Source organism: Dethiosulfovibrio russensis, assembly GCF_021568855.1.
GTDB lineage: Bacteria > Synergistota > Synergistia > Synergistales > Dethiosulfovibrionaceae > Dethiosulfovibrio > Dethiosulfovibrio russensis.
In genome coordinates this window covers 104,580-116,964 of sequence record NZ_JAKGUG010000001.1, presented here as the reverse complement: position 1 = coordinate 116,964, position 12,385 = coordinate 104,580, and the positions used below count along the sequence as shown (strand labels likewise).

9 protein-coding genes are annotated in these 12,385 nt (G+C 56.4%); 7 read left to right on the top strand and 2 right to left on the bottom strand.

The annotated features are described in order from the left end of the window. Nucleotides 1-56: 56 nt before the first annotated feature. Genes L2W48_RS00620 through L2W48_RS00610 form a run of 3 tightly spaced genes read left to right on the top strand, consistent with a single transcriptional unit; the run spans nt 57 to nt 3,584 of the window. Nucleotides 57-596 carry a TRAP transporter small permease gene (locus L2W48_RS00620; protein WP_236097650.1) on the top strand — a complete coding sequence of 180 codons (540 nt, stop codon included), beginning with the start codon at nt 57-59 and terminating at the stop codon, nt 594-596. Nucleotides 597-630: 34 nt separating this feature from the next. Beyond that, a complete protein-coding gene (locus L2W48_RS00615) occupies nt 631-1,935 on the top strand; it encodes a TRAP transporter large permease (RefSeq protein ID WP_236097649.1) in 1,305 nt (434 codons plus the stop codon). Nucleotides 1,936-1,946: 11 nt separating this feature from the next. After that, complete coding sequence (locus L2W48_RS00610; protein WP_236097648.1) at nt 1,947-3,584, top strand: M20/M25/M40 family metallo-hydrolase; 1,638 nt, start codon at nt 1,947-1,949, stop codon at nt 3,582-3,584. A 62-nt stretch (nt 3,585-3,646) separates the two neighbouring features. Here L2W48_RS00610 and L2W48_RS00605 read toward each other — a convergent pair whose 3' ends face one another. Both L2W48_RS00605 and L2W48_RS00600 read right to left on the bottom strand, forming a co-directional pair. Next, the gene (locus tag L2W48_RS00605) at nt 3,647-4,918 is read right to left on the bottom strand and encodes a GNAT family N-acetyltransferase (RefSeq protein WP_236097647.1); all 1,272 of its coding nucleotides are present in this window, start codon (nt 4,916-4,918) and stop codon (nt 3,647-3,649) included. Between the two features lie 222 nt (nt 4,919-5,140). Then, a complete protein-coding gene (locus L2W48_RS00600) occupies nt 5,141-5,374 on the bottom strand; it encodes a hypothetical protein (protein WP_236097646.1) in 234 nt (77 codons plus the stop codon). A gap of 230 nt (nt 5,375-5,604) precedes the next feature. Between L2W48_RS00600 and L2W48_RS00595 the strand changes: the two genes are divergently transcribed. From L2W48_RS00595 to L2W48_RS00580, 4 genes are read left to right on the top strand one after another with little or no spacing between them, the layout of a single operon-like run. Beyond that, nucleotides 5,605-7,107, top strand: a complete 1,503-nt coding sequence (locus L2W48_RS00595; RefSeq protein WP_236116486.1) for a type I restriction-modification system subunit M — start codon at nt 5,605-5,607, stop codon at nt 7,105-7,107. Nucleotides 7,108-7,117: 10 nt separating this feature from the next. Beyond that, nucleotides 7,118-8,362 carry a restriction endonuclease subunit S gene (locus tag L2W48_RS00590; protein WP_236097644.1) on the top strand — a complete coding sequence of 415 codons (1,245 nt, stop codon included), beginning with the start codon at nt 7,118-7,120 and terminating at the stop codon, nt 8,360-8,362. A 26-nt stretch (nt 8,363-8,388) separates the two neighbouring features. After that, on the top strand, nt 8,389-11,562 hold the full coding sequence (locus L2W48_RS00585; protein ID WP_236097643.1) for a type I restriction endonuclease subunit R: 3,174 nt from the start codon (nt 8,389-8,391) through the stop codon (nt 11,560-11,562). 11 nt (nt 11,563-11,573) lie between these two features. Beyond that, complete coding sequence (locus L2W48_RS00580) at nt 11,574-12,296, top strand: M48 family metallopeptidase (RefSeq protein WP_236097642.1); 723 nt, start codon at nt 11,574-11,576, stop codon at nt 12,294-12,296. Nucleotides 12,297-12,385 lie beyond the last annotated feature (89 nt).

Below are 12,385 nucleotides of genomic sequence, written 5' to 3'. Positions count from 1 at the left end.
ATCGGAGGCCGGCGAGGCTATCTCGTCGGCCTCCTATTATCGAGGGGGATAAATATATGCTTGCACTGGTAGAAAAGATAAAAAACTCCCCTCTATGGAGGGGCCTAATACGGTTCCAACAGGTCCTAATGGTACTCACCAGTGTCTTCGTGGTTCTGATAATGTGCTTCGAGGTGCTGTTACGGTACGTCTTCAAGTCCGACCTGTTCGGCATAGAGGAAATAGTGGTCATAGCGGCGTTCTGGCTATACCTCATAGGAAGTTCCTATGGAGTCTACGACAAAAGCCACGTCAAGGCGGACATAATACCTCAGCTTCTGCCCCTAAAGGCACAGGCTTTTCTATCCGTCCTGGTCAGGCTCACCATGACGGTGTTGTGCGTAGTATTCAGCTGGTGGGCGGTGGACATGGTGCTCTACAGCATCGAATGGATGCCAAGGACCACCGGACTCAGGATACCGATATTCATATCTCAGGTATCGATTCTTGTGGGCTACATACTTATGAGTTTCTACTCGCTGGTCTATTTTCTCGAGGACCTGGGAAATTTCCTGTCCCTTGGAAAAGAAGATAAAAAAGGAGCCTTCACATCATGAGTCCCTATATCTTTTATCCTAGGAGGGAAATAAAATGGCGATAACTATAGCTTTAATTTTAATAATAGTGACTCTCCTACTGGGGCTTCCTGTACCCTTCTGCTTCATGCTATCCACTCTGTTCATGGTGGTTTCCCACAGCTACGATCCATCTTTTCTTTTGCCTTACAGCTTCAGCCAGATGAGCTCGTTAGTCCTTCTCGCCATACCTCTATTCATCATGGTAGGCGGACTTATGGACCGGGGAGGCATAGGCAGCTCGCTGGTAAAGCTGGTCGAGGTGTTTGTAGGGAGGATAAAGGGCGGACTAGGCGTGGTAGCGGTTGTCTCCTGCGCCGTGTTCGGGTCCATTTCCGGAAGCTGTGCAGCTACGCTCTCCTGCATAGGGTCGATAATGTTCCCCAGGCTGAGGGAAAACGGCTATCCCATGGGACACAGTGCCGCCCTGGTATCGTGCGCTGCCCCTCTAGGGCTTTTGATACCACCCAGTTCTCAAATGATACTCTACGCCTGGGTAGGACAGCAGTCGGTTCTGGCCTGTTTTCTAGCTACCGTCGGCCCGGGACTTCTCCTCATGGTTCTGCTATCGATCATAAACCTGGTATTACTCAAGGACGACCCCAATGTCCATGTCTCCCCTCCCATAACAGGAACCGAAAAAAGAAAGATACTGTGGGACCGTTCTGGCAAGGCCCTTCCTGCCCTCATAATGCCGGTGATAGTTTTAGGAGGCATATACGGAGGGATAATGACTCCGACAGAGGCTGCAGCGGTCGCGGTACTATACTCCGTGCCTGTAGGATTCCTGATCTATAAAGGGCTCAACAAGGATAACTTCCTGGAGGTAGTCATAGAGACCGCCACCACCACCGGCGTCGTCATGCTCATGATGTTCTGCATAATGATGCTGAGCCGTATCTACGTCCAGGAGAGACTGCCTTCCATGATAATAGACCTCCTGACTTCAATATCGAGCAATAAATACGTTATAATGCTAATGATAAACCTATTTATGATAATAATAGGTATGATAATGGACGACGTCAGTGCCATGCTGTTGTGCACCCCCATACTGCTCCCGGTGGTCACCAAACTCGGCATAAGCCCCATCCATTTCGCCGCAATAATAGGGGTCAACCTTGGACTCGGGAATGTAACCCCTCCCACCGCTCCCACCCTTTATTTCGGAGGAAGAATAGCCAACACCCCGGTATCTCAGATGCTCCGGCCAGCGATGATATTTATCTTGTTCGCATGGCTTCCAACCCTGGTGGCGGTGACCTACATTCCCGAACTATCGCTTTGGCTGCCCAGGCTGGTACTGGGAGGACGCTTCTAGGAGGATAAAACATGGTGAAAAAAGATAACTCCAGCACCTACAAAAGATTGATAAAAATCGTTGGGATACCTAGTATGTCCCCCTCCTCCGAGGAGGAAAATCGGGTAGCCCAGGAACTGTACGACGAGATATCCCAAGAGAAGTACTTCAAAGCCCACCCGGAGGATCTCAGGCTCCTACCCGTCGAAGGAGACAGCCTTAACAGACACATAGTGTTCGCCATGGTCCGAGCTTCGGAAAAGACGGATAAAACGGTACTCATGATGGGGCACATGGACGTCGTGGCGGTAGATGTCTTCGGTCCGTTGAAAGATCTGGCCTTCGATCCCGAGAGCTACACGGAGAAACTCGACCCGAAAGATCTTGGAGAAGATGCAGCCAAAGACCTCCGCTCCGGTGAATGGCTCTTCGGAAGAGGCGTAGCGGATATGAAGTCGGGAGTCTGCGCCGGGACGGAGCTTCTTGTGGAGCTGTCGAAAAAAACGGAGGATCTGAAATCCAACGTGGCGGTGCTGTTCGTTCCCGACGAAGAGAACAACTCGGCCGGAATGTTAGGAGCGGCGAAGTGGCTTGCCAAGTTCCAGGAGGAGGGCCTGAGTTTTCTATGCTGCGTCGACCTGGAACCGACCTTCGCCACCGGAGAGGACGCCCAACCGACCATATACCTGGGAAGCCTGGGAAAGATCAACCCCTTCATCTACTGCCTGGGCAAGGAAGCTCATGCCGGAGAGTACTACGACGGTTTCAGCGTAGGCCCCACCGTCTCCCGAATAGGGCTGAATCTGGACGGCAATATCGCCCTGTCCGATCGATTGGGCAGCAACGTCTATCCTCCCTTCGCCGCTCTGAAGATAGAGGACATGAGGGACGAGTACTCCGCCACCATTCTGTCCAGATCCGCGATGGCCTTCAGCTACCTCACCTCCACTAAGATGCCGGGAGAGATAATCGAGCTGCTGAAAGACACGGCCCTCAAGGCCCTGAACGACTCGATAACGGAACACGAAGAGAGAAAAGCCACGTACCGCAGAGAAAACGGCATGGCGGCCCCTCAGGAAAGGCTGAAGGCTCGGGTATACACGGTTGGAGAGATAATGAGCTTGGCGGAAAAGGAAACCGGACGATCGGGAGAGGACATAGTCTCTGATATAATTGCCGGCTGTCCGAAGAAAGACGACGAGAGAGCTAAAGGGCTGAAGGTAATATCCCAAGTGGTGGACGATCTGGGACTCAGAGGCCCTCTGGCGGTAGTGGGATTTCTTCCTCCCTGGTATCCTCACAGGGTGAACGAGGAAAGGCTGCCACAGGACGAACTTCCGAGAAAAGCGGCTAAGGAACTGGTACTGGAAAGCCTTCGACAGGGCGTTAAACTGGAGGTCCGTACGATGTTCGAGGGGGTCTCGGACCTGAGCTACTGCGGCTTCACAGGAGACCGTTCCGACGCCATAGCCTTCGATGAAAATATGCCGGGAGGGAAGACTCTTTACGACTTCCCCACGGAGGAGCTGCTGAAGCTATCCATACCGGTACTAAATTTCGGACCGGTAGGCAAGGACGCACACAAGGAGACAGAGAGGCTTCATCTGCCTTTCTACCTGGATTCCTACCCGAAGCTTTTACGCCATCTGATAGAGACTCTAGGAAAGTAAGATAAAAGGCACAGACGCATAAAATCAGGGCCCCGAGGAGATCTCGGGGCCCTGATTTTACGTCAATACTGCTCGTATACCCAAGAACGCCTCCTGGGGAAAAGCTCGTCTATAAACGTTCCGGTAAAATCTCCTAAACGGCCCGTCCTTGGACCGACGTTGGACAGAGATGGAAAGACGTCGGGTCTGTTGGCTCGAAGCTCCCGCCAGGTCCGATGCCCCAGACAGAGGGCCGGGAACAGCTCTTTATGGATGAAAAAATGGGCGTCGCATTCTCCGTCACCTCCGGCGCGAATATCCTCCAGCTTACCGTTGATCCAGACCAGATCCAAACTGTCATCGAAAAAATCGAGACGGACCCTTCCGGTATAGCCCTCGAAAACCCCGCAGGAAATCCTGTCTTCAAGGATTGGCACCATAGCGGTCAACAGCCTCTTTACGTCGGGAATGGAAACCTGCCAGGCATAGGTATCCTCCGAGGAGGCACCGGAAGCGATCGCCAGCCTAGATATGGGAGCTTCCGGATGGAGGTCCAGACGAACGTAGGGTTTTTCTCTTTTTCCGGCCAATCGAAGACAGTAGTTCATAAAACCTACCGCCATTTGGTGGGACATACGTTCTCCCACCTCGCTAACGATGAGCCCCTCGCCGAACCCCTGTCTGGAGATTCTGGCATAGGATCGCCTTCCGGTCGGAGCCTCTATTACGAGAAAATCCGAACCGTACTCGGTCGACTGCCCTTCGTTCAAGAGATACCGCCATACCTCGGGCCCTCTGAGGGCGGATACAAAATTAGAGGATCCGAAGAGCTCGTCCTCCTCCATCAGAAAGGGAATATCGTCCACCGTAGCGGAACGCACGGATACTCCCAAAGGGGGTTCCCCTGGAATCCCGTGTAACGGCAGATCGATGTGAGAACACAGAGGCAGGGCGAACCGGAACCCCAGACGGTCGTAAAATCCTGGGATACCCTGGATCACCACCAGATGGTAGGACTCTCTCCGTACCGTATCCATCAGCTCGGAGTGAAGACGACGCATCAATCCCCTATGTCGATGCGCCTCGCCGGTGCCGACGATACCCATCTCGGCTACCTTGAGCCGGATCTTCCCCATACGCCATCGCCATGGCAACAGAGCACAGGCCGCGGCTATATCGCCACTATCCCGTTCCTCCGCCACGAACCACAGGTCGCCGTTCATTCCGGGAAAATGGCGCATGAGATTTGACGCAAACTCGCCGACTTTTTCGGGCTCGAAAACACGGTTGAAAAAAACACGAAGATCGTCGATATCTTTACTAAAATCGGCTCTTCTTACAAAATATCGGTCCAATTTGACGTACTCCTTTTTCGATCGCTCATCCCCGACAAAGAGGATGTTCCAGAGAAAACACTTTGCCTCCGGCGATCGAAACGGCTACACAGAAAAAACTTAGAACAGACTGATCGGAGGCCGCTTCGATCGCGACCGCGACACAGTCCTCAGGTCCCCCAAGGGATTGAACAAACAGACACTTCCTTCTATCCAGAGATATGCCTCTTCAAAGAGAGACGTCTAATGGTAACACAAGGACTTATCCGATTCAATATTGACCCATGAGGCCACCCGCTGAAGGGGCTCACGAAGAAAAGGTATCAGAGCCGGGTTGTCAGGATCGAACCGGACACCCTGCGGGCTCTGTTGGAAATTCCCGATCATGTGGTTCCTGTACTTGTTCATCAGCGCCCGATGTCTCGGGGCGTCCTTGATCCTCTCTTCCAAGGTCATGACCGCGGATTCTTCCTCCATCCCAAATCCCCCTTCTTGCCTCAGTGATAGAAAAGTCAAGCCGCAATATACCGCACACCCAAATTACTCCTAGTGTTAAAATACACCCATTGAAGATGTGTTACAAAACGACACATGACATAAGGTACCCTCAAAGTGAATTCCTCGTATAATGAGCACGGAGAATTGAAATTCCAAACCACACGGGGCATAGTCCCCTTTCTGCGAGGTGCGTCTTGGCTAAACTGACATTGAACGAACTGGAATCGAAGCTCTGGGATGCGGCGGACATACTGCGCGGCGAACTCAACGCCGCCGAGTACAAGGACTACATCTTCGGTCTGCTCTTTTTGAAGCGGATGAACGACGAGTTCTCCGTGGAGCGGGCGGCCCTCGCGCAGGAGTACCGCGACCAGGGGCTTCCCAAGGAAGAGATAGGAGAGCTTCTGGAGGACCCCGACACGTACCGCTCTTTCTTCGTGCCCGGGCGGGCGCGCTGGGAATCGCTCCGGGGCCTGACTCTGGACATCGGCCCGGCGCTGGACAAGGCCTTCCGCGCCATCGAGGACACGCCCAGGAACAGCGAGCTTTCGGGCGTGCTGACCACGGCCAACTACAACGACAAGGAACGCGTCTCGGACAGAAAGCTCTCTCAGCTCCTGGTCCTATTCGACGGACTGAGCCTGGACCGGGCCCACCTGGAGAGCAAGGACATGCTCGGCGACGCCTACCAGTACCTGATCAAGGAGTTCGCCGACCAGGGAGGCTCCAAGGGCGGAGAGTTCTACACCCCCACCGAAGTGGTCAAGACCATGGTCCGCATCCTCAAGCCTCAGGAGGGCGACCGCATCTACGACCCCACCTGCGGCTCCGGCGGTATGCTGATCCAGAGCATCGAGTACATCCGCGAAGAGCACGGCAACGAGAAGAACGTCTCCCTCTTCGGGCAGGAGATCAACCTCTCCACCTGGGCCATCTGCAAGATGAACATGATCTTCCACAACGCCCTGGGTGCCGACATCCGCAAGGGTGACACGATCCGCGACCCACGCCACATCGAAGGCGGCACGATCATGACCTTCGACAAGGTGCTGGCCAATCCGCCCTTTTCCCTCAAGAACTGGGGACGGGAGGAAGCGGCCCACGACCCCTACGGACGCTTCGTCTACGGCATTCCTCCCAAGAGCTACGGCGACCTGGCCTTCGTCTCCCACATGGTGGCCTCGCTCAACGCCCGGGGACGGATGGTGACGGTCATCCCCCACGGCGTTCTCTTCCGGGGCGGCGCCGAGGGCAAAGTCCGGGAAGGCTTCATCAGGGACGACCTGGTCGAGGCCGTCATCGGCCTGGCCTCCAATATCTTCTACGGCGCCGCCATCCCTGCCGCCCTGCTGGTCATCAACAAGGCCAAGCCCGCCGAGCGCAAAGGCAAGATCCTCTTCATCGACGCCAGCGAAGACTACGTGAAAAACGGCAACAAGAACAAGCTCCGCGACGAGGACATCGCCCGCATCGTCGAGACCTTCGATGCCTTCGAGGACGTGGAGCGCTACGCCTCCGTCGTGGACCTGGAGACGGTCCGAAAAAACGACTGCAACCTCAATATCTCCCGCTACGTGGACACCTCCGAGCCCGAGGAGAAAATCGACATCCCCGCCGTCATCGCCGACATCTGGGAGATCAAGGGGAAGGCGGCAGTGACCGAGGCCAAACTGAACCGCTACCTGAGGGAGCTGGGTTTCGATGAGCTCTGAGCCCGGGACCATGACCGTCGAAAAGGGCTACAAGGTCACCGAGGTCGGTGTGATCCCCGAGGAGTGGGAAGCCTGCCAATTGAAAGACATCTCTGATTTCATAACCAAGGGGGCTACTCCCACCACCTACGGTTTTGACTGGCAGGATGAAGGGATCCTGTTCCTGAAGAGTGACTGCATTACACCAAGCGGCTTTTCCTACGGGCAGTGCAAGTTCATTTCTGCCGAGGCCCATAGGAGCATGAAACGTTCCGTCGTCAAAGCCGGAGACATCCTGATGTCCATCACCGGTTACATCGGAAAAGTCGCCGTTGTCCCAGAATACGTTGAAGAAGCGAACATCAATCAGCATATTGCGAGGATAAGAGTGACGAGCTCAAAGCATGATTCACGATTTACCTATTACTCCTTGCTGGCACCAGGCCAGACGAAGCTATTGGTCAAAGACTGTACGGGACAGGCCTATCCTCAGTTGAGTTTAGAGCAGGTGAGGAACGTCACGATATATGCCCCTCCCCTCCCCGAGCAGGAGAAGATCTCCGAGGTCCTGTCCACGGTGGACGAGCACATCGGCGAGACGGAGGACCTGATCGAGCAGACGGAAACGCTGAAGAAGGGCATGATGCAGCGGCTCCTGACCCAGGGCATCGGCCACACCAAGTTCAAGGACACCGAGATCGGCCGCATCCCGGCGGAGTGGGAAGTCTGCACGCTCACAAATATAGCCTCAGTTATCATGGGACAATCTCCAGCGTCTGAATCGTATAACGACAAGCAAAAAGGTTTGCCTTTTTACCAAGGAAACGCTGATTTTGGTGAGAAGTATCCAACAACTCGAGTATGGTGTTCTTCTCCATCAAAAATTGTTCCTGAAGGCAGTATCCTCATTTCGGTTCGGGCACCAGTTGGGGCAATCAATATATCAGACACTATTTCATGCATTGGACGAGGACTCGCAGGGATCAAAATTGAAAGCGACATAACCCAATCGTATATTTACTTTTACCTTCAGCAACATAGATCCCGGCTTGCAAAGGTGAGCCAGGGCAGTACGTTTTTGGCAATTGGAAGTACTGAACTCAAGGAATTCCTTTTGGCATTACCAACTTATTCCGAGCAGAGGGATATCGCCGATATCCTCACGGCCATCGACGACCGTATCGGGGAATATCGCGCCAAGCTCGAAGCGCTGACGCGGCTCAAGTCGGGCCTGATGCAGCAGCTTCTGACCGGCAAGACCCGCGTGAGGGTCTGATCTTTCCAGAAAGTGAGGTAACCCGGATGACCGTTTCCCTTGGCAACGAAGAGACGCTGGTGGAGATTCCTGCCGTCCAATTCCTGCGGGAGCTGCCCGATGGATATTCTTATATCCACGGATCGGAACTGGTCCCCGAGAGGGACGAGCGTGATTCCCTTTCTTCCGTGATCCTGGGGCGCCGCCTTCGGGAAAGCCTGAAGCGGCTTAACCCCTGGATGTCGGAGACGACCGTCAACAAGGCCGCCCTCCACCTGGAAAAGGCCGAACTGCTCGGCACGGACCTGCTTTCCATCAACGAGGCAGTCTACGATGCCATCGTCAGCCTCTCCACCTCATTGGAGGAGACGACCGAGGGCCGGAAGATCTTCCGCACCGTCCGTTACATCGACTTCAACGACCCGGCGAACAACGAATTCCTCGTCACCCGCCAGTTCAAGGTCCAGGGGCCCAACGAGACGATCATTCCCGACATCGTAATCTTCATCAACGGCATCCCCGTCGTCGTCCTGGAGTGCAAGTCGCCCTTCCTGGAGACCTCCGGCACGGAGAACGTGGGCAAGCAGCAGGCCTTCCAGCAGCTCCAGCGCTACATGGACAACCGGGGCGCCATGCCTCCCGAGGGCGCACAGAGGCTCTTCTACACCAACTTCTTCACGGGCATCCTCAACAAGTACCACGCCTACGTGGGGACGGTGAGCAGCAGCTACCAGAACTACCTGGAGTGGAAGGACCCTTATCCTTTCCCGGCCGACTCCGTCGACGGCGACTGTGCCCAGAACCTGATGCTTCTGGGCACTCTGACGAAGACGAATCTGCTGGACCTGATGGAGAACTTCATCCTCTTCGAGGGCGATCCCGCGACGGGCAGGAAGGTCAAAAAGATCGCACGGTACCAGCAGTACCGGGCCGTCAACAAGGCTCTGGAACGTCTCAGGACTGGCAAGACGAGGGAGACACGGGGCGGCGTCATATGGCACACCCAGGGCTCGGGCAAGTCGCTCACCATGGTGTTGCTGTCGCGAAAGATCCGTCGCACGCCCGAGTTGTCCGACGCCACCATCGTGGTCGTGACGGACCGCGTCGATCTGGACAGGCAGATCACGGGCACCTTCAACCGGACGCTGGAGAAGATCACCGCGCCGGTCCAGGCCGGTTCCGTGAAGGAACTTATGGCCCTGCTCACCCAGGCGTCGCTGCAGATCATCCTCACCACCATCCACAAGTTCGCTGGCGAGGAGGAGGCCGAGACGGCCATCACGGCCCGCTTCGGCGACGGGGAGACGTCGCTCCGCTACGTCAAAGAGTTCCCGGTACTGACGACGAAGAGCAACGTCATCGTCCTGGCCGACGAGGCGCACCGGAGCCAGTACAAGGATCTGGCCATGAACATGCGCAACGCCCTTCCCAACGCGGCCTTCATCGGCTTCACGGGCACGCCCATCGACCGGGAGGACAAGAGCACGCGGCGCACCTTCGGCGACTACATCGACCGCTACAGCATCCAGCAGTCCGTCGAGGACGGCGCCACCGTCATGATCGTCTACGAGGGACGCAAGCCCGAACTCCACATCACCGACGACACGCTGTCGGACCTCTTCGACCGGGAGTTTTCCGACCGCTCCGACGACGAGAGAGAGGCCATCAAGGCCAGATACGCCACTCGGCTCTCCATCGTCGAGGCTGACGGGCGGATCGATGACATCATGACCGACATCCTGCACCACTACAGCGAGGCCATCTATCCCAACGGTTTCAAGGCCCAGATCGTCTGCGTCTCCCGCGAGGCATGCGTGAAGTACAAGAACGCCTTCGACCGGCTGAAAACGAAGGTCCTAGGCGACGAGATCGGGAATCACGTCGAGGCGCGGATCATCTTCTCGGGCACGAACAACGACCCGCCGCGTCTGCGGGCCCACCACACGACCAAGTCCGAGAAGGACGTCCTCATCGACGGGTTCCGCAAGCCTCTGGACGAAAGCCCGCTCTGCTTCCTCATCGTCAAGGACATGCTCCTCACCGGCTTCGACGCCCCCGTGGAGCAGGTCATGTACCTAGACCGACCTCTGAAAGACCACAATCTTCTCCAGGCTATCGCCCGCGTCAACCGGACCTGCGGCGCGAAGAAGAAGTGTGGTTACATCGTGGACTACTTCGGCGTCTCGGACCGTCTCCAGGAGGCGCTGGCCATCTTCGACACGGCCGACATCGGCACGCCCATGACCTCCGTCTCCGAACTCTACCCGCAGATGGAGTCCTATCACCGGGCCGGAATGAGCCTTTTCAAGGGAGTCGATCCCACCGATCTGGATGCCCTGGTGGGGCGCCTGGAGCCGGAGAACCGCCGCGCCGAGTTCGAGACGGCCTACAAGCGCTTCGCCACGTCGGTGGAACGCATCCTGCCGCAGAAGATCGACGTCAAATACCTCAACGACCTCCGATGGCTCGCCTACGTCCGCATCGCCGCCAAAGCCCGCTACGAGGCGGACAAGCGCCTGGACATCTCGGACTGCGGCGAGAAGGTGAAGAAGCTCATCTCCGATCACATCGAGTCCGAGGGCATTCGGCAGTGGATCAATCCGGTGACCCTCTTCGACACCGACTTCAAGGACAAGCTCGACGCGCTGGGTTCGAAGAAAGCCGTGGCGTCGGCCATGGAGCACGCGGCGCGCAGGGCCATCACGGCCCGGTTCGACGAAAACCCCACTCACTACACGAACCTGCTGGAAAAGCTGAAGGAGATCCTGAAACAGACCGAAGGGGAATGGGAACGCCGAAGGGAACAGCTCGAAAAGCTGCACGAGGAAATCCGTTCCGGAGAACAGTCCGAGGCGGAAAAGCTCGGCTTCGACGTTCGCGAATACGCCCTCTACGCAGCCATCCGGGATCGGCTGGAAAAGGCAGCGGTCAGGGCTCAGGACCGGGGGCAGCGCGTCGCATCGCCATCGGGGTCCCGTGCCGAAGACATGGAGACGGTGGACTGTGACGGTCTAGCTCGTGAAATGACGCTGGAGGCTCAGCGGACTATCGAAAAAAATGCCGTCATCGACTGGACGGGCAACACAACCAAGGTCGGACTGGTGGAGCGAGCGCTCCTTCATCTGATGAATATACGTTACCACCGGATTCTCCCCTTGGGACAGCGCAAATCCCTGGCGGCCGAGCTACTGGACCTGGCCCGGAAGCATTTCCGGAAGTAGGGGAAGCGGTCGTGGCCCGCACTCTCTCCTTCCCCTATGGAGACACGGTGATCCGGTTCCACCCCGTCTATTCGGGACGTCGAAAAACCGTCGAGATCGCCGTCGAAGCTCCCGGCAGGGTCATCGTAACCGCACCGGAAGGCCGCTCCGACGGGGAACTGATCGCCCTGGTGTCCAAAAAGGCGGAGTGGATCACCCGCCAGCTCTACGACATGAAGGCCGTCCGCTTCCAGCCCGTCGCTCGGGAACTGGTCAGCGGCGAATCCCTGCTCTACCTGGGACGGAACTATCGCCTCGACATCGGGATCGACGAAACGTTCGCGAAACCCACCGTCAAGCTGGACCACGGCGTCTTTCGCATCCGCAGCCGTTCGGCCGATCCATCCCTCCTACGTGACTGCCTGATCGCCTGGTACCGGGAAAAGGCCGCGACGCAGACCACCGCGCGGGTACGCTACTTCTCGCCCAGGTTGAACGTTACACCGGCAGGGGTGCGCATCCGGGACCAGAAGAAACGTTGGGGCTCCTGCACTCCTGACGGGACCCTCCTGTTCAACTGGAGAAGCGTCATGGCCCCTTCGCCGGTCCTGGACTATATCGTGGCCCACGAGCTGTGTCATCTCCTCGAAACGCCCCACTCTACCCGCTTCTGGAATCTCCTCCGTGCCGTCATGCCTCAGTATGAATCGCGCAAGCAGTGGCTCAAGGAAAACGGTGTGAAACTGGATGTGTGAGACGGGGATGGGCGGTACTGTCCAGTATGTTTCGCACATTAATATTTGAGTCAGCAGACCCATATAGGGCCATGTTCGGTTTTTAAGGC